General features: G+C 54.5%; 12 protein-coding genes. 6 read left to right on the forward strand and 6 right to left on the reverse strand.

The window, feature by feature from the left end; translation table 11 throughout:
• Positions 1-9: 9 nt before the first annotated feature.
• From PW792_06495 to PW792_06505, 3 genes are read right to left on the reverse strand one after another with little or no spacing between them, the layout of a single operon-like run.
• Positions 10-1,830 carry a methyl-accepting chemotaxis protein gene (locus tag PW792_06495; GenBank protein MDE1161582.1) on the reverse strand — a complete coding sequence of 607 codons (1,821 nt, stop codon included), beginning with the start codon at positions 1,828-1,830 and terminating at the stop codon, positions 10-12.
• Between the two features lie 49 nt (positions 1,831-1,879).
• Positions 1,880-2,341: a chemotaxis protein CheW gene (locus tag PW792_06500; protein MDE1161583.1), complete on the reverse strand. Its 462-nt coding sequence runs from the start codon at positions 2,339-2,341 to the stop codon at positions 1,880-1,882.
• Positions 2,342-2,345: 4 nt separating this feature from the next.
• Positions 2,346-4,571 (reverse strand): chemotaxis protein CheA, encoded by a 2,226-nt coding sequence (locus tag PW792_06505; GenBank protein ID MDE1161584.1) that lies wholly within the window; start codon positions 4,569-4,571, stop codon positions 2,346-2,348.
• Between the two features lie 65 nt (positions 4,572-4,636).
• Between PW792_06505 and PW792_06510 the strand changes: the two genes are divergently transcribed.
• Positions 4,637-5,773 (forward strand): hypothetical protein, encoded by a 1,137-nt coding sequence (locus PW792_06510; protein MDE1161585.1) that lies wholly within the window; start codon positions 4,637-4,639, stop codon positions 5,771-5,773.
• Here PW792_06510 and PW792_06515 read toward each other — a convergent pair.
• A complete protein-coding gene (locus PW792_06515; protein ID MDE1161586.1) occupies positions 5,742-6,503 on the reverse strand; it encodes a glucose 1-dehydrogenase in 762 nt (253 codons plus the stop codon). The genes PW792_06510 and PW792_06515 overlap by 32 nt on opposite strands.
• A 284-nt stretch (positions 6,504-6,787) precedes the next feature.
• On the opposite strand from PW792_06515, the gene PW792_06520 reads away from it, so the two are divergent.
• Positions 6,788-7,258 carry a hypothetical protein gene (locus PW792_06520; GenBank protein ID MDE1161587.1) on the forward strand — a complete coding sequence of 157 codons (471 nt, stop codon included), beginning with the start codon at positions 6,788-6,790 and terminating at the stop codon, positions 7,256-7,258.
• A 63-nt stretch (positions 7,259-7,321) separates the two neighbouring features.
• Here the strand turns inward: PW792_06520 and PW792_06525 are convergent, their stop codons facing one another.
• Entirely contained in the window at positions 7,322-8,695 is a 1,374-nt protein-coding gene (locus PW792_06525) for an ATP-binding protein (protein ID MDE1161588.1), read from the reverse strand.
• Complete coding sequence (locus PW792_06530; protein MDE1161589.1) at positions 8,695-9,405, reverse strand: response regulator transcription factor; 711 nt, start codon at positions 9,403-9,405, stop codon at positions 8,695-8,697. The genes PW792_06525 and PW792_06530 overlap by 1 nt, the downstream gene beginning before the upstream one ends.
• A 165-nt stretch (positions 9,406-9,570) precedes the next feature.
• Between PW792_06530 and PW792_06535 the strand changes: the two genes are divergently transcribed.
• The 4 genes from PW792_06535 to PW792_06550 are packed head-to-tail and all read left to right on the forward strand — an operon-like array spanning position 9,571 to position 18,795.
• A complete protein-coding gene (locus PW792_06535) occupies positions 9,571-10,761 on the forward strand; it encodes an efflux RND transporter periplasmic adaptor subunit (protein ID MDE1161590.1) in 1,191 nt (396 codons plus the stop codon).
• Entirely contained in the window at positions 10,758-14,189 is a 3,432-nt protein-coding gene (locus PW792_06540) for an efflux RND transporter permease subunit (protein ID MDE1161591.1), read from the forward strand. The genes PW792_06535 and PW792_06540 overlap by 4 nt, the downstream gene beginning before the upstream one ends.
• Complete coding sequence (locus PW792_06545) at positions 14,186-17,299, forward strand: efflux RND transporter permease subunit (protein MDE1161592.1); 3,114 nt, start codon at positions 14,186-14,188, stop codon at positions 17,297-17,299. Before PW792_06540 ends, PW792_06545 begins: the two co-directional genes overlap by 4 nt.
• Positions 17,296-18,795: an efflux transporter outer membrane subunit gene (locus PW792_06550; GenBank protein ID MDE1161593.1), complete on the forward strand. Its 1,500-nt coding sequence runs from the start codon at positions 17,296-17,298 to the stop codon at positions 18,793-18,795. The genes PW792_06545 and PW792_06550 overlap by 4 nt, the downstream gene beginning before the upstream one ends.
• The last annotated feature ends 618 nt before the right edge of the window (positions 18,796-19,413 follow it).

Below are 19,413 nucleotides of genomic sequence, written 5' to 3' on the forward strand. Positions count from 1 at the left end.
GCCACATAGCTACACCGTGAAGCGCGAGACCAGGTTCTGGAGTTCGCTGGCCATGCTGTACAGGGTGCGGGCAGAGGTCTGCGTCCCTGCGGCTCCGTTGGTGGTTCCTTGAGCAGCGGTGGCAACGCCTGCGATGTTTACCGCGATTTCACTGACTCCCCGCGAAGCATCGGAGACGCTGCGCCCGATCTCGTTGGTGGTTGCCGTCTGTTCTTCCACCGCCGAAGCGATCGTGTTGGAGACGTCGTTGATCTGGTTGATGATCTGCGTGATCTCTTCGATCGCCTGCACGGCGCTGGTCGTGTCGGTCTGGATCGCTTCGATCTTCTGACCAATCTCTTCGGTGGCCTTAGCCGTTTCCTTGGCCAGTTCTTTTACCTCGTTGGCGACTACCGCGAAGCCTTTGCCTGCTTCGCCTGCGCGAGCGGCTTCGATGGTGGCGTTCAACGCGAGCAAGTTGGTTTGCTGCGCGATGGAGGTGATGACCTTGACGACCTTGCCGATCTCCAGCGACGACTGCCCGAGCTTTGCGATGGTCTGGTTGGTTGCCGTCGCTGCTGTCACTGCGCTGTGAGCTACACGAGCGCTTTCATTGGCGGACTTTGAGATCTCGCGAATGGACGCCTGCATCTCCTCCGAGCCGGCGGCAACGACGGTGACGTTCTTTGAAACTTCGTCACTGGCGCTGGAGACAACGGATGCCTGCGTCGCTGTTTCTTCTGCGTTTGAGGCCATCTGCTCGCTGATGACAGAGAGTTCCTGGCTGGCGGAGCTAAGGTCCGTTGCCGATGAAGCAATCGCTGTGACGCGCTGCCGCAGATCGTTGAAGAACGACGCGAGAGCTTCGCCCATCTGGCCGATGGAGTCGCTGCCGTGCACATCGATCCTGCCGGTGAGGTCACCTTCGCTGGCACGCTTCACGACGCTGAGGATGGCGTTGACCTTTGCCTCAAGCTCGAGAGCACGCTGGCGTGTTGCTTCCTGTGCCGCTTGATGCTCCTGTCGTGTGCGGACGGTCTCTGTGATCTCGGTCGCAAACTTCACGACACGCTCCGGCTTGCCGCTGGCTCCGAAAATGGGGTTGTAGGAGCCATAGATCCACACCTCGCGACCACCTTTGCCGATCCGCTTGTACTCGCCGTGCTGGTACTCGCCGCGAGCGAGAGCGTCCCAGAACGCACGGTAGTCACTGGTGGATGCTTCGGATTTATCCATGAAGATGCGGTGGTGATTGCCCTTGATCTCGTCCATGGAGTAGCCCATTGCGGCGAGGAAGTTTTCGTTGGCGTTCACGATGGTTCCGTCGAGCTTGAACTCAATAACAGCCTGCGTGCGGCTGACGGCGTCAACCTGTCCGCGATAGGCGACGTTGCGCTGCATGTCGGTGGTGATATCCAGCGCAATCTTCACTGCTTTGTAAGGCTGACCGGCTGCGTCGAGCACAGGCATGTAGCAGCCCTGGAGCCAGATCTCTTTGCCGTTCTTGCCCAGTCGACGGAAGATGCCGGTGCGCGTTTCTCCACGACGGATGGACTCCCAGAAGTTGCGATACTCTGCTCCGCTGGCTTCGGTGGGATCAACGAACATCGAGTGATGGCGGCCGGACACTTCGTCCTGGCTGTAGCCCACGAGGTTGAGGAAGAGAGTATTGGCGGTGAGAATCGTTCCGTCGAGGTTGAACTCGACGATGCCCTGCGAACGGCCGATGGCGGCGAGAGCTGCGTCGCTGTCAGAGTGTTTGCTCGAAGCTGGCGGCATGGTTGTCACTTTGGTGCGCACCTTCACAGGAGTCGTTCCGGTGAGGTTGGGGATGCGAGTTGCAGAAGCCATGGATGTTTCTCCGTTCGGGTGGATTGAATGAATACGAAGTGGTGGGAAACTACTGGAACGCAGCCTCAAGAAGTCTTTCGGTGTCGAGCCAAAGCATCAGCCGATCGCGAAGTTTGAAGACACCGGTGATCATGCGCCGCTGCGCTTCAGGAACGTTTTCAGGGATTGGAGCGAAGGAGGTTTGCTGGACTTCGAGCACGTCTCCAATGCCATCGACCAGAAGGCTAACGGCACCGTCCTCTGAACCGATGATGATGTTCATGGGCGGGGCCTCGGGGCCGGGTTGTAAATCGAGTGCGGTGCGCGCGTCGATCGCTGTCACGATCTGCCCGCGCAGATTGATGAAGCCTTTGACCGCGCTTGAGCTGAGCGGGATGGGTGTCATTTCCTGTTGGCGAATCACTTCCTGAACGTGAACCGCAGGGATGCCGAAGAAGAGGTCTCCGACGTGAAAGGTTGCGAACTGCTCCGAGTCTGCGCGCTGATTACGTTTCTCTTTGAAGTGGTGCATGTTCTTACGCCGCCTTTCCTGCATAGCCAGGGTCGGTAACCGCTGCAAAGCTCAGCATGGAGTTGCAATCGAGTATGTCGATGACGGTGTTGCCGAGTATGGCCGTTCCGCTCAGGTAACGATGTGCCGTTGCGCTGCGGAAGGTTACGGACTCCTCGACGATGTCGACGATCTTGTCGACGATGAGTCCGATACGTCGAGGGCCGTCGGTGATGACGACGATCTGAACATCGCCGTGGAAGTTGTCGAGGTCGTGCGGTTCTTCGTGGAGCAGAGAGGAAAGCTGCAGCAGTGGCAGAATCTCTCCGCGATAGAGGAGAACCGGCTGGCCGGCGGCGCTTTCGATTTGAGCCCCGACGAGCTGTTCGAGTCGCGAGACCATGCCGAGTGGAACTGCGATGCGGGAGAAGCCCCCTGCACGGAAGATAAGGAAGCCTTCGCGCTGTTCGATGTGCTCCTTGCGAACGTCTTCGCGGCGGACGTCGCGTGCACGTTGCTCCATGCCGCTCAGCTTGGCGAGACCGGGGATGTCGAGGATAAGTGCAACGCGGCCGTCGCCCATGATGGTGGCCCCGAGATACGCGCTCAGGTTTTTGAGCCGCTTGCTCATGGGCTTCACCACGATCTCCTGCGTGTCATAAATACCGTCGACGATGAGCCCGAACGGCTGGCTTTCGGATTGCAGAACGACGATATTGATGACTGAAGAAGAGGGAAGGACCGCGTCATCGAGCCCGAGGATGCGGTTCATGTAGGTGAGCGGCAGCAGTTCGCCGCGACGCCGATAGACGGGCGTTCCGTTGACGTACTCGATATGCGGCTGAGAGGAGTCGCGGGTTTCAGCCAGGTCGAGGCGAACGAGTTCAAGCAGGTTGGCTTGTGGGATGATGAAGCGATGTTCTTCGTGCGCGCGACTGTACGCACGAATGACGAGCCCAGGGATGATCGCAAGCGTGAGCGGAATGGTGATCTTCACCACAGAGCCAGCGCAACCGGCACGGTTGGCGATATCAACGATGCCGCCGATCTTACCAATATTTGTTTTGACGACGTCCATGCCAACACCGCGGCCAGAGATGTTGGTGATGGTTTGCGCAGTGGAAAAACCCGGAGCAAAGACGAGGTGGATGGCCTCACGCTCGCTCATCGTGCTAACCTGCGCGGCGGTGATGAGACCTTTCTCCATGGCTCGTTGTTTCAGCCGCAGAGGGTCGAGACCACGGCCATCGTCGGCGATCTCGATGTTCACATGTCCGCCTTCGTGATAGGCCCGCAGAGTGACGAGGCCTTCGGCTGGCTTGCCTGCTGCAGTGCGAGCCTCGGGCGTTTCCACGCCGTGGTCGCAGGCGTTCCGCACAATGTGCGTGAGCGGGTCCTTGATGGCCTCGATGATGGTTTTGTCGAGTTCCGTGTCCGCGCCTTCCATCTCAATGCGGATCTTCTTTCCACACTCTGTCGAGAGGTCGCGCACGACGCGCGGCATCTTGTTCCACACGACGCCGATGGGTTGCATCCGCGTCTTCAGTACGCCTTCCTGCAACTCGCTGGTGATGACGTTGAGGCGCTGTACGGTGCGAACCAACGCGAGGTCGTGGCCGCTTGCTGCTCCCTGCAGAAGCTGATTGCGCGCCAGCACGAGTTCGCCGACGAGATTCATCAGCTTGTCGAGCAGGCCAACGTCGACACGAATGGTGGAGTCTGTGAAGGCGCTGGCTTTGGCTGCTTCTATCTCGCCAGTGGCGGAGACTACGGCCATTGACTGCTCCGGTTCAACAGTGAGTTCGAGCGTGGGAGCAACTTGAGGGGTAGGGTCGATCGTTGGTGTTGCGATGGAGCTCGACGTGTCGCTGTAGGCGGCGGTGAGTCGTGTGCGAAGGCTTTCGTATTGCTGTTCGCCTTCGGCTCCAGTGTTTTCGATTTCGCTGAGGATCGCTTTGGTTGCATCGACGCACTCCAACAGCAGGGCCGTGAGCTCCGAAGTCAGCTTGCGGTTGCTGCTGCGGATCTGGTCGAGAATATTTTCGGCAACATGTGTGAGTGAGCCTAGCGACGAAAAGCCAAAGAAACCGCAGGTTCCCTTGATGGTGTGAAAGGTTCGGAAGACGCTGGCCAGCAGTTTGGCGTCCTCAGGTGTCTGCTCAAGGCGTACGATTTCCTGATCGAGGTTGGTCAGGTTCTCGTTGCACTCGATGATGAATTCTCGTACTTCGTCGTCCAGTTCGGCAGCCATGCCAGCATCCTTGTTTTGAGTCACAACGCATGTATCGGCAGGGCGGGGAGTTGCATTAGCGCATCATGAAGACGACGAGCGCGCGCAGTGTCGCGTGGCTATACGCGGTGTTCTTTGTCACCGGCACGGCGACCGTGCTGGCAGGCAACATTCTTCCTTTGCTTGCCCGAGACGGTGGGTTCCGGGATGGAGACATTGCGCTTGCGCTTGCAACGCAGTTTGGTGGCCAGCTTGTAGGACCGATGATTGCCTGGAAGAAACCACAGTTTGGGCTTGGTGTGGGCTGTGTGGTCGTCTCTATCGCCGCGGCGTTGCTGCCGCTTGTCGCTGGCCCGATGTACTTCGTGACGTTAGCCGCCTACGGCTTCGGGCTAGGTATCGCGATGACGATGGCAAATGTGCTCGTCGGGCTGGAAAGCTCTGCGGAAGATCGTGTGTCCAGGCTTGAGTTGCTGAACATCTTCTGGCCGCTTGGCGCAGCGTTTTGCGGGTGGTGGCTAGGGCGTTTTTCGCTGCCGCATCTGCAGGTGTGGCCGCAGTGGACGATAAGTATCGCTTGTGCGATTGCCGCGCTGTGGGCGTTGCTTCGCCCGTCAAGCGAAGGCGCAAAGCTGGTTGACGAAGGGGTGGCTGACGCCTTCGACTGGCCGCGTCTGGCTATGCTTGCGTTCTTGGCTTTGCTGGTTGTCGGTGTAGAAACCGGTATTGCGAACTGGCTGCCGAGCTTTGCGGTGCATTACCAGCATGGGTACGCCGACTTGCTGGTTCCGCTGAGCAGCGCGTTCTGGCTTGGGATTCTTGGGGGTCGCCTTCTTGCAGCAAAGACCTTTGAAGGGCAGACACCTGCACGATGGACGATGCCAACGGTAGTGGCGCTCTCCCTTGTTGGTGTGGTTCTGTTGGCCACAGGGAAGAGCTCGATGGTGTTCTATCTCGGGACGCTGCTGGCCGCCGTTGGCGTTGCTCCCGTCTATCCTGCGTTGCTCGCAGAGGCGATGCCCATGCGGGGCAAGGGCATCGTCTTTGTGATGGCGGGTATCGGCAGCGCACTGCTGCCGTGGGTGACAGGCCGCGTCGCCGTGGCCTGTCATACCTTGCGTTTTGGCTTCGCGGCGCTTGCCGTGTGTGCGGCTCTGCTGCTGGTTGGGCTTAGCGTTGAAAGCTTCTCCACTAGCGCGCTAGCCAGCCACCGTCCACATTGAGGATGGCTCCCGTGACGTAGTTGCTTGCGGGGGAGGCGAGGAAGACCGCGGCTCCGACCAGATCTTCCGGCTGCCCCCAGCGCGCGGCCGGGATGCGCTCAAGAATCTGACGATTGCGAGTCTCATCGGCTTGCAGAGCTTCGGTATTCGTCGTGGCAAAGTAGCCCGGAGCGATCGCATTCACCTGAATATTTTTCGAAGCCCACTCGTTGGCCAGGGCCTTCGTCAGTTGAGCCACGCCGCCCTTCGAGGATGCGTACGCCGGAACACGAATGCCGCCCTGGAAGCTCAGCAGTGAGGCGATATTGATGATCTTGCCGCCGACGTTGCGCGCGATCACGTCGCGGGCCATGAACTGTGAGAGCTGAAAGACGCTGGTGAGGTTCACCTGCAGCACGCGAGCCCAGTCTTCCAGCTCGACGTTCTCAGCCTCATTGCGGTGGATGGTGCCGGCGTTGTTGACGAGGATGTCGACGCGGCCAAAGCGGGCATGGACGGCATCGAAGAGCTGTTTGGCTCCGTCTGTGGAGCTGAGATCAGCGGCGAACGCGGCTGCGTTGCCGCCAATGGCTGCGGCTGTTTCGTCCGCGGGGCGGCGGTTGCCGTGAACGGCTACGGTAGCGCCCGCCTGCGCAAGAGCTACAGCTATAGCTGCGCCGAGGCCGCTGGCTGCTCCGGTAATCAGGGCCACCTGGCCGTCGAGACGAAAGCTGTCGAGGATGCTTTTCATGCGACTAGTGTCCCACAGCTACTGCAACCCTGGCAGAGCGGCTGCTGAGCAAGTTGCAGATATCGAAAGATTTGCCATATTGCACCGAAGTCTGCGGACTCTATTGCGCCTGGAAAGCTGTAATCTGCGATGATTGTAGGGAAGACTTCCATCTGCAGCTACCGTGACGAAGCGTTACAAACTGTTACAGTCGCTAGCTTTTTGATGGTCTTTACTATTTTTAGTACGCGCTAAGCATGCTGGTGCGCCCCCTGTCGTGCCAGCATGCCTTTTATGAGGTCCGCATGTCGTACGGTTTACGTTGGAATTGCCTAGGTGTTTGTGTCGCGTTGCTTGCGTTGTCGGCGTTTTGTCCGCAGTCCCATGCGCAGGGTCGGCAAGGTCCAGCGCAGCAGGGACAACCCTCTGCAGGAATTACCTGGGGCGGCTATGGCGGCTCGCGGGAAAAGCCGCATCGCACGATTGTGGGCACCGTGTATGACGCCAACGATAAGCTCGATACGAATGCAATGGTCTATCTGAAGAACATGCGAGATTCCTCGATCCTGACGTTGAAGGTCGATGAGCGGGGCACCTATCGTTTTGGGCCGCTTTCTCTGTCAGATGATTACGAGTTGTGGGCCGTGGACGGTAAGAAGAAAACGGTCGTCAAGCCGCTCAGCTCCTTTATCCAGACGAATCTGGTCACCGTCCCGCTGCGATTCACGGAAGAGTCTGCGGCTGCTGCAACGCCCGTAAGCGCTCCGGCCAAATAGAAGCAGCGCAAAAGCCTCTCGGCATGAATGGTCTTGAGAGATCCTCTCATGCCGAGTTGCTAACTAATCGGCGTAGAATATGTCGTGCTGCTCAATATATTGAGCAGCGGGCAGTTGAATCGAGACACTCAAGCCTCTACCCTGCCGATTTTTTGCAGTGATGGCTCCGCCGTGTAGATGAACCGCGCGTTCCGCGATGGACAGTCCAACACCAAATCCTCCGGTTGAGTCTCCTCTGGCTGCATCGGTGCGGTAGAACGCTCCGAAGATCAGCGGCAAGCTCTCTTCGGGAATCCCAGGCCCTTCATCAGAGATTTCAATGTGGATGAAGGCTTCTTTGCCGGCAAGACCGCTTTTGAAGATCTTGACAGTGATCTGACTGGCGGGCGCGGTATATCGAATCGCATTCCGTGCAACGTTTTCAATGGCTCTGCGAAGCAACTCGGTGTTTCCTTCGACGAAGTGATCTTCGGGGCTCTTTATCAGGCTTACAGTACAACCGCGTACGGTTGCCTCAAACTCCAAATCTGGAAGCAGAGACTCCGTCAGGTCCGTTACATCGACCATTTCTTTATCTGTGATTCCTGCCGTGCTCTCCATCAGCGAGAGCGTGAGCATCTGCCCGATGAGATCGTTGACTCGTTCTGCTTCGGCTTCCATTTTGTCAGAGTAAATCGACGGTTGCGCGGCTTCTTCACGCGCCATCTCCAGCGCTAGTCGCAGGCGGGCAAGCGGTGAGCGAAGTTCGTGGCTGAGGTCACGAACCAGCATCTTCTGTGCTGCGATCAAGGAGCTGATGCGTCCTGCCATATGGTTGAAGTCAAGCATCAGGCTGCGCACGTCCGCACCGCCAAGAATGTTTTGCGATCGTCGTCCTACGGGTAGGCGTGCGGAAAGATCGCCTCCTGCAAATTGTTTGAATGCTTTGGAGAGCGAGCGTACTGGGCGGCTTAACGCATAGGCAAAGATGAAGGTGACCAGAAGAGAGACCGGCAGAGCTATGGGAGGAAGCGGAGGGAAGTGAGGCTTTGGCTGGTAAAAGCCGCTATGCACAACCACATACGTTCCTTCTTGTAGCTTTACTGGGGTCGCCGTTACCCACAGCTTGCCATCATGGACACCTTTGGCCGTGTGATGACTTCGTACGTCCTGAACCAGTGCGGAAACCCGCGAGGAAAGTGTTGCGCTACATGCTGGCTTGCCAGCGCTGTCGACAACGAAGTAGCTGGAAGCCGCATCCTGTATGGCTCCGCATCCTGCTCGCTGATACTCCCTGGCAATGTAGATTCCTAGCTCTGTTGCATCTTGTGCAGCGAAACTGCGGACATTTTCCAGTGAGCCATTTCGGCCGTCGGGGTAGAGCGTGGTCGCGACGAAGAAGATAACGGCTGTCGATACCCAGAAGGCTAGAAACATTTGGAAGAAGAAAGTTCGCATTAGCCGTTGAACTCCTTTTCCATAAAGAACATGTAACCGCTGTTTCGGATCGCACGTATCCCGCCGCTAAAGCCAGGAAGGCTTTCGAGCTTCTTTCGTAGTCGAGACACATGCATATCCACGGTGCGCTCGAACGGGCGTGCTCGCCGCTCGAAAAGCGTGATCGATAGATCATCGCGGGTGAGGATGGCGTGACCATCTGCGAGAAACCGTTCCAGCAGGATGAACTCCACATCGCTTAGCGGTATCACCTTCGCGTGATATGCAATCTGCCGGCGATCGGAGTCAACTTGAAATGCGCCGACGGCCTGACTTGCTGGTTCGGCCTTCTGGCTACGACGAAGAATAGCCTTCATTCTGGCTACGAGCTCGCGAGGGTTGAAGGGCTTTCCAAGGTAATCGTCTGCCCCCATCTCAAGGCCTACGATGCGATCAACCTCTTGCCCGCGGGCTGTCAGCATTAGAACCTTGTAGGGCTTTTTGCGATGCAGAGCACGCAGAACCTCAAAGCCGTCCATATCAGGCAGCATCACGTCCAGCACAATCAAATCTGGGTCTTGTTCTGTTGCCAGCCTGATGCCGTCGTTACCGGTATGGGCGGCTTCTACCTGCCAGCTATGGCTGCCAAGATAGCTGCGAAGCATTTCACATAGCTTCACATCATCATCTATCAGCAGAACGGAATCTGTTGTGACTGCGTGTTCGGTCACCCGTTATGCCTCCCTTGTGGCATGTACACCATTCTGCCGTACAGTTTCGGCCTGCGGGCGGTTCCGTGACAATCTGTGACAAATTGTGACGGTCCGGTGTGGCCTGGTCGCGTCTCCTTGTATATGAGCGAGCCTTCTCTAGAAGGCTCAATAAGGATGACCGACATGCCCGAATTGGCGACAAGCAACACCTCTGTAGAGCAACCCCACCATAAACGTCGTTGGCTCGCGTTTCTGATCGTGCTCGTGGTGATCGGCTTGTTGCTTCTTCCTTTGCTGCATAAGTCCTCGCAGCAGGCTGGAGGCCCTCCGATGGGCGGCACTTCCGTCAATGTTGAGCAGGTCACGCAAGGAGAGATGGATGTCTTTCTCGACGCTCTCGGAACTGTAACACCTGTCAACACGATCAATGTGTATAGCCAGGCCAGCGGTATTGTTCTCTCGGTCAACTATCGAGAAGGGCAGATGGTCAAGAAGGGGCAAACCCTGGTTGAGATTGACCCGCGGCCCTTGCAGGCCCAGTTGCAGGAAGCAGAGGGCACCCTCGCGCATGATCGGTCGGCGCTGCAGCAGGACAAAATAAACCTGAAGCGTTATCAGGATGCGTTTGCAGAAAAAGCAATCGCGCAGCAGACAGTCTTTGACCAGCAGGCAGCGGTGCAGCAGGCAGAGGGTACGCTGCAGAACGATGAAGGCCAGATTAACTACTACAAGGTTCAGCTTTCTTACTGCCACATCACAGCGCCCATCTCCGGCCGCATCGGTCTTCGTCTCGTTGATCCAGGCAACACAATCTTCTCCGGTTCCGGTACGACCATTGCGACGATCGCTCAGTTGAACCCGATTACTGCGGTCTTCTCGATTGCCGAGGACCACATCCCGACGGTGCAGAAGCAGATCGTCGCACAAAAGACACCGCTCGTTGTGGAGCTATACGACCGTTCCCAGAGCGTAAAACTCGCTACTGGAAAGCTGTTGACGTTTGACAATCAGGTGGACACCTCCACGGGTACGGTCCGCTTGCGCGCTCAATTCGACAACGCGGATTCGGCACTCTTTCCGAATCAGTTCGTCAATGCTCGCGTGGAAGTCAACCGCCTAAGCGATGCAAAGATTATCAGCACAGTTGCGATTCAGTACAACGGTCAACAAGCCTTCGTCTATACGCTCGATAGCGCGAGTAAGGCACACATTCAGAACATCACGGTCATCAATAGCGAAAATGCTAAATCAGCAATTGACGGGTTGAACGTAGGCGATCGCGTCATTACGAGTAACTTCGATCGCATTCAGGATGGTTCGACAGTCGCCGTCTCTGGTGAGGCCAAGCCTGGAACAGCAGGGAAGACGCGATGAATCTTTCACGCCCATTCATCCTTCGTCCGGTTGCCACCATTTTGTTCATGGTCGCGATCCTCCTTGTCGGAGTCGTTGCGTACATGCAGTTGCCCATCTCAGCACTTCCTGAGGTGAACTACCCGACGATTGAGGTGCAGACCTTCTACCCAGGAGCTAGTCCTGAGGTGATGTCGTCTACCGTGACGGGTCCACTCGAGAAACAATTTGGGCAAATTCAGGGACTTAGCCAGATGACTTCTACGTCCTCTGGTGGCGCATCAATCATTGTTCTTCAGTTCACACTTGCAGAAGACATTGATGTTGCAGAGCAGGAGGTGCAGGCTGCTATCAATGCAGCAAACAGCTATCTTCCTACTGATCTTCCTATTCCACCTACTTATAGCAAGACGAACCCTGCGGATGCCCCTGTACTGACACTGGCTCTGACTTCGAAGAGTCTGACTCTTTCTCAGGTGGAGGATCTCGCGGACACTCGTCTAGCACCCAAGATTTCTCAGCTTTCTGGCGTTGGTCTCGTAACAATTCAGGGTGGGCAGAAGCCTGCGGTACGCATACAGGCAAACCCAGCTCAGCTAGCTTCTTATGGGATAAGCCTTGAAGACCTTCGCACGACAATTTCCAATAACAGCGTCAATGGTGCGAAGGGAACGTTTAACGGCGCTCAACAGTCATACACCATTGATGCGAATGATCAGATTACCTCTGCGGATCAATATGGTCAGCTAGTTGTTGCTTATAAAAACGGCAATGCTGTGCTGATGAAGGATGTGGCGAATGTCACGAATGGCGTTGAGAACACAAAGTTAGCGGCGTGGTCCGGTGAGACACCGGCTGTCATCGTTAGTATCCAGCGTCAATCCAATGCCAACACGATCAAGGTCGTCGATTCTATTCAGCAACTGCTTCCACAGCTTGAAGCTAGTCTGCCAGCGTCAATTTCTGTAGCAACATTGACCGATCGAACGACTACTGTTCGTGCATCGGTGGAAGATGTGCAGTTTGAACTGCTGCTTACGATTGGTCTCGTTGTTGCCGTAATCTTTGTCTTCCTTCGGTCCTGGCGAGCCACGATCATCCCCGCTGTAGCAGTTCCCCTTTCGCTCATTGGCTCATTTGCGGTCATGTATGCACTCGGATACAGCCTGAACAATCTCACCCTGATGGCGTTGACGATCTCCACTGGATTTGTTGTAGATGATGCGATCGTCATGATTGAGAACATCAGCCGCTATATGGAAGAGGGGATGGAACCGCTTGAGGCTGCGCTGAAAGGGTCATCCGAGATCGGCTTTACGATTCTTTCTCTGACTGTTTCTCTCATCGCAGTCCTCATCCCGCTGCTCTTCATGGGAGACATTACAGGTAGACTCTTCCGCGAATTTGCTGTGACGCTCGCGGTAACCATCATTATTTCGGCAGTGGTTTCGCTGACGCTTACGCCGATGATGAGCAGCAGACTGCTGCGCCATACGCCCGAAGATCAGCAGGGACGTTTCTACCGCTGGTCTGAGCACATCTTCGAAAACATCATCGCGTTCTATGGACGCACCCTGAAATGGGTTCTCAAGCATCAGGTTGGAACATTGTTTGTAGCTGCAATGACGATTGTGGCGGCTGGACTTTTGTACTACTTCATCCCAAAAGGATTCTTCCCGACGCAAGATACGGGTGTCATTCAAGCCATTACGCAGACTCCTGAGGCGACAAGCTTCGATGCTATGACTCAGCGACAGAAAGAAGTGGCACGCGTCGCGTTGGCTGATCCAGCGGTGCAGTCGCTGGCATCCTTTGTCGGAATTGACGGTACAAACGCGACGCTCAATAGTGGTCGTCTGCAGATCAATCTGAAGCCGCTCGCTGAGCGCAAGATCTCAGCTTCTGAGGTCATTCAACGACTGCGCACAAGAATGAACGCAGTCACCGGTATCCAGACATACATGCAGCCAGTGCAGGACTTGACTGTTGAAGACCGGGTAAGCCGCACGCAGTATCAGTACACGGTAGAAGACCCAGATTCTGCTGAGTTGAATAAGTGGACCCAGAAGCTGCTGACCGAATTCCGTAAACTTCCCGAATTGCAAGATGTAGTTACGGATCAAGCGCCCAATGGAAATGCGCTCTCGATTTCCATTGATCGCGTCACAGCATCCCGTCTTGGAGTAACTCCGCAAGTTCTGGACGATACGTTGTATGACGCCTTCGGTCAGCACCAGGTTACGACGCTTTATACGCAGACCAACCAGTACCATGTCATCCTGGAAGCTCAGCCTCAGTTCCAAACCTCTCCACGAGGCCTGAATGGAATATATCTTCAAGGCGTAAGCTCATCGAGTAGCACCGGTTCGTCATCGTCCTCTGGATCAAGTTCAACAACCAGTGCAAGTTCGCAGCTAACAGCCTCCAGCACCTCGGGCGTTAGTGCCGTTGCATCCAGCAGTTCTACACTTGGCACAACCTCTGCGTCTTCGCTGCTCACAAGCACAACATCTTCTGCTGCCAGCGGGGCAGGCAGCACGGTTCTGCAAACCGCCTCCAGCAGCACCTCTGCCTCGGCGTTGTCCTCGAGCAGTTCCTCTTCGGAAACGTCTAGCAGCAGTAGCTCATCGGGAGGTAGTGGCTCAAGCACCACTGCCACCAGAAGCTCGTACCCCATACCGTTGTCAGCATTCACCTCGGTGCAAAAGACCCTGACGCCACTGACCATCAATCATCAGGAGCAGTTTCCTGTGGTCACAATCAGCTTCAATCTTGCACCTGGAGTACATCTTAGTCAGGCTGTAGGTGCTATTCATAAAGTTGAATCCGGGTTGAAGACTCCTGCTAATTTGCAGATGGCCTTTCAGGGAACTGCTGCTTCCTACGAAAGCTCGCTTGCGAATGAAGGCATTCTAGTCTTGGCGGCTTTGCTCACTGTTTATATCGTTCTCGGTGTGTTGTACGAGAGCTTTATTCACCCGTTGACTATCCTTTCCACGTTGCCCTCTGCTGGCGTTGGCGCTTTGCTGGCACTCATGCTGTGCAAACAGGACCTCGGCATTGTCGGCATCATCGGCATAGTTCTCCTCATCGGCATTGTGAAGAAAAACGGAATTATGATCGTGGACTTCGCTATCCAGGCAGAGCGTGAAGAAGGGAAGGATTCGCTCGAAGCTATCTATACAGCTTCAATGCTTCGCTTTCGTCCGATTCTCATGACAACGCTCGCAGCTCTTTTTGGTGGCATCCCACTTGCGTTAGGACAGGGAATCGGTGCGGAGCTACGCCGGACCCTGGGAATCGCAATGGTGGGAGGCCTTCTGGTCAGTCAGCTGCTAACGCTTTACACCACACCTGTTATCTATCTATGGTTCGATAGGCTCGCGCAGCGTTTTAGCCGTCGCACTATACAGGAGTCGCTTGACCTCTCCACGGAGAGTGGTTCATGAACTTATCGGCTCTGGCAATTCGAAGGCCAATTGCAACGATCTTGTTGACGGGCGCAGTCGCGCTGGCAGGTATCATCGCATTTCAATTTCTGCCTGTATCGCCGCTTCCACAGGTGGACTCTCCAACGATCTCTGTCAGCGCCAGCTTGCCCGGAGCATCTCCCGAGGTGATGGCTGCAGCCGTTGCTACTCCTCTCGAACGGCAGTTTGGACATATCGCTGGCGTAACGGAGATGACAAGCCAGAGTTCTACTGGAACTGCTGCTATCTCGCTACAGTTTGATCTCGACCGCAACATCAACTCTGCCGCTCGTGACGTGCAGGCTGCAATCAGTGCTGCTCGTTCCTATCTTCCGACCAACCTTCCTTCTGACCCTACATATCGCAAAGTAAATTCGGCTGACCGTCCCATCGCCATTCTTAGCCTCACATCTGCAGCGGCTTCGAAAGGTGATATGTATGACTCTGCATCGACCATACTCGAACAAAAAATCTCGCAAATTCAAGGTGTGGGACAGGTTACGATCGGCGGATCGACACTTCCTGCCGTTCGTGTCGAGATCAACCCGATGCAGTTGCAACACTATGGGCTGAAGCTTACGGATGTGGCAACTTTCCTACAAAATCAAAATGCTCACACCCCGACAGGAAGTATTGCTGACGGCCAAACAACCAGCTACATCTCTGTAGATGACCAATTATCGAAGGCCGCTCAGTATAAGCCTCTGATCGTTAGTACAAAAAACGGTGCTGCCGTTCGCCTGGAAGACATTGCTGATGTTGTGGATTCAACGGAGAGCATCCTTTCAGGGGGATACGTCAACGGTAAAGAATCAATTGACATCATTGTTTTCAAGCAGCCTGGTTCGAACATTATTGATACTGTAGATCGCATTAAGGCACAGATGCCTGCGATGCAGCTTGCTATCCCCGCATCTCAGCATTTGAAGCTGGTACTCGACTCCACCACGACTATTCGTGCTTCGCTTCACGATGTCGAGTGGACGATGCTTCTTTCGATCGCGCTCGTCATTCTTGTTGTATTCATTTTTCTTCGCAATGGACGCGCCACTCTTATCCCCGGAATTGCTGTTCCAGTCTCTTTGTTGGGTACGTTCGCTGCAATGTACATGCTGGGATACTCATTAGACAATCTTTCTCTCATGGCGATGACCATTTCTACTGGTTTCGTTATTGATGATGCGATTGTCGTTATGGAAAACATAGCTCGTTACATCGAGGAGGGGATGGACCCCGTACAGGCCTCTTTTACGGGGGCAAAGGAAATCGGATTCACCGTCCTTTCCATTACTATCTCGTTGATCGCGGTATTTATTCCGATTCTGATGATGGGTGGAATTGTTGGTCGCCTATTCCGTGAATTTGCGGTCACGCTATCCATGGCCATTGTTATTTCCATGTTGCTTTCGCTCACAACGACTCCAATGCTGTGCGCTCTTTTGCTGAAGCGAGAGAAGCCAGAGGAACACGGGCGGATGTACCGTATAGTCGAAGATGGATTTAACGTTCTTCTTCGTGGCTATGAACGTAGTTTGCAGTGGATAATTCGCGATCATGCTGTACTTGTGCTGATCCTCTTCATCGTTACGGCCGCTTTGAACATCACCTATCTTACCCGTGTAGCAAAAGGATTTTTCCCCACCCAGGACACAGGTCAGGTGATGGGAGGTATGCGTGGGACGCAGGACGCCTCATTCGAGAAAATGGATAAAGCTCTAAAGCGCGGAGTAGCAATTGTGCGCTCAGATCCTGCGGTTGAAAACGTTGTTGGGTTTACCGGTGGGCAAGGTACAACCAATGGTGCATTTATGTTTATTGCCTTGAAGCCTCTTGATGAGCGAAAAATCAGCGCTGCTGATGTTGTCAATCGCCTTCGTCCAAAGTTGGCAAAGATTAAAGAGGCGCAGACCTTCTTGATGGCAGCTCAGGATCTTCATATCGGCGGTCGTCAATCAAACGCACAGTATCAGTACACCTTACAGGCTGACACCACGGCTGACCTGAAAACCTATGTTCCTAAGCTATATGCGGCAATGAAAAGCCTCTCATCGATTACGGATGTAGATACAGATCTTCAAACGGGAGGGTTGGAAGCATATCTGACCTATGACCGTTCGACAGCGGCACGTCTGGCTATAACGCCTTCAGATATTGACAATGTCCTGAACTATTCGTATTCGCAGGCTGACGCTTCAACAATTTATAAGGCTTTGAATCAGTATCACGTCATTCTTGAGGCTGATCCACGCTACAGTAAAAGTCCGGATGCTCTGGAAAATGCTTATGTGCAAACCGATAGTGGTTCGGTACCAATATCGGCTATCACTAGCTACAAGCCTCTGACTGGCCCGCTTTCGGTGAACCATAATGGCTTATATCCTTCATCCACACTGTCTTTCAACCTGGCTCCTGGAGCATCGCTGGAGCAGGCTGCTGGGCAGATCCATACGCTTGAAAGCTCGTTGCACATCCCCACTAGTGTGCATGGAACGTTTTCGGGAACGGCTCAGCAGTACCAGACTTCACTGAAAACGGAACCGCTCCTAATTGGAACAGCAATATTTGCTATCTATATTGTTCTTGGAATGCTATACGAAAGCTTCATGCATCCGATCACGATACTCACAACGTTGCCATCGGCCTCATTGGGTGCTGTCATCACGCTGGTCCTCTTCAACTCTGAGTTGGACATTATTTCTCTTATTGGCATTATCCTTCTTATAGGGATCGTGAAGAAAAACGCCATTATGATGATCGATTTTGCCTTGCAACTGGAGCGAGAACATAATCTCTCAACGGAAGACTCCATCACGCAGGCTTGTGTGTTGCGCTTTCGGCCCATTCTTATGACGACTGCCGCGGCATTCTTTGGTGCAGTCCCTCTTGCGTTCGGTTCGGGTATCGGCTCTGAGCTTCGTCGACCCCTTGGACTCACAATCCTTGGTGGTCTTCTTGTTAGCCAGGTTTTGACCTTATATACCACTCCGGTAATTTATCTGTTTCTCGACCGTCTGCGTAAACGCTTTACGCGCAAAGAAGTCGCGCCTACTGGTTCGTTTACCCCTCATCGGCCGCAGGAGGCATCATGAAGATCATCAAAAAAAGTAGTAAATTGCGGAATGCTCGCATCCTATCCATCTTTGCAGCCAGCGCGCTGCTTGCAGGTTGCCGTGTGGGGGCCAAATACGTACGCCCAAACATGCCTGCGCCTCCTGCAGAGAGTTACAAAGAAAATAGTGCGGGCACTGTAGATGCTCAGCATAATGGCTGGAAGCAGGCTAATCCATCGGATGCCATGCTTCGCGGGAAGTGGTGGGAAGTATTTCAGGATCCGCAACTCAACGCCCTTGAAGAGCGCTTAAATGTTAATGATCAGAATATAAAAATCTATTTTGAAAATTACATGGCTGCACGTGCCTTAGTCCGAAATGCGAGAGCATCGCTGTTTCCCACCGTGACCGTTGGTCCAAGCGTCAATGCGCAAGGGACAGGATCTTCGTCGACCGCTCGTCTCTCTACCAGTACTTCTAGTGAGAGCTATGAGCTCAGTGGCTCCGTGTCTTGGGAGCCTGATCTCTTCGGCTCTATTAGAAATACAGTGCTTGCGGATAAGAACGCAGCCCAGGTGTCCGCGGCCGAACTCGCTGATGAAACGCTTAGCGAGCAATCATCGCTTGCACAGTACTACTTTGAACTTCGTGGAGAGGACTCTCTGCAAAGTCTCTATAGCGAGACCGTGGCACAGTACAAAGAATCGCTTCGTATTACTCAATCGCTGTCCAGAACGGGTATTGATTCTGAACAGGATGTTGCGCAGGCTGAAGCAACATTACGAGCGGCTGAGGCCAGTGCTGTAGCCATTTCCACGACACGCGCTCAGTACGAGCACGCTATAGCGCTTTTACTGGGAGAATCTGCTTCCACCTTCAGTCTCAAGCCCTCGCCCCTAGTAGTGAAAGTTCCCTATGTTCCTACAGGAGTGCCGTCGCAGTTGCTTGAACGCCGACCGGATATTGCCTCTGCAGAGAGAACCGTTGCGGAGTACAACGCTTTGATTGGAGTCTATAAAGCGGCATACTATCCGACCGTATCTCTTACAGGGAGCGGTGGCACTCAGTCGTCTAGCGTGTCTGAGTTATTAAATGTAAGCGCGCTCTTCTGGTCGTTAGGTGCCAGCGCTACGGAAACCCTTATGGACTTTGGCGCGCGTAAAGCTAACGTACAGCGCTATGAGGCGTTGTATCGTTCGAACGTCGCTTCTTACCGGGAAACGGTCCTTACCGCTTTTAAAGAAGTCGAGGACTATCTCGTAGCAAACAGACAGTTAGCTGATCAAAGCTCGAAGGAACAAAGGGCTGTGGAGGCATCGTCCCGTTACGCCAATCTTGCCAATGTGCGCTACAGCAAAGGGATAGATCCGTATCTGGACGTTATTACCGCTGAAACTAGCCTGCTGAACAGCAAGCAGGCGCTAGTACAGCTTCAGACCCAGCAAATGACATCGGCGGTACAGCTCATAGCTGCTCTGGGCGGTGGCTGGGATGCCAGCCAGCTGCCAAGCGAGTCTGCAACTGCTGCGAAGTAGTACGGGCTACAACCCGAGGGGGATTGTTGAAAATGTCTGGGGTTGAGGACGGGAAGGTGAATTGGTTTGTGAGTGCATTGAGTTTTGCCGCGTTTAGGTCTGAGGACCCCGTTTAGAGAAGACTTGGGGCTGGAGACGGTCGAGGCACAGAATGTGACGCCAAATCTCTGTTCCATGTGTACTGCCGTGAGTGCGGCTGGCGAGTTTGACGTTGCTCGAGGAGCTGGCAGGTGCAATATCGACGATGGGGCGCCGGAACCCGGCCCTTTGGCTGGCAGCTTACGACACCGGATGTGCATGTCTATATATGAGCGTTTCAAGTGCGGGATCAAGCGGATGAGTTTCTGGACGGATAGATTGTCTACTCGATGAAGATGATTTAGGTGTTGGGGCATTTCGAGAGCATTATTCTGCCTCCCTCCGCGTCTATCGCGCGGTTGGGCTTGACGGCAATAGCCGTCGGCAGGGAAGACTGCCTCGGCAGGAGGTCATAGAGCCCGCTAACGGGCGAATGCCCTATAGAGAGGGGGTAATCCCTTACTTCCTACGCATATGTAAGGAAGCGTTTGATCTATGCCCGTTGGCGATCTGCACTTGTTCCATTGCGAGGACAAGTTC

The organism is Acidobacteriaceae bacterium, assembly GCA_028283655.1.
GTDB lineage: Bacteria > Acidobacteriota > Terriglobia > Terriglobales > Acidobacteriaceae > Granulicella.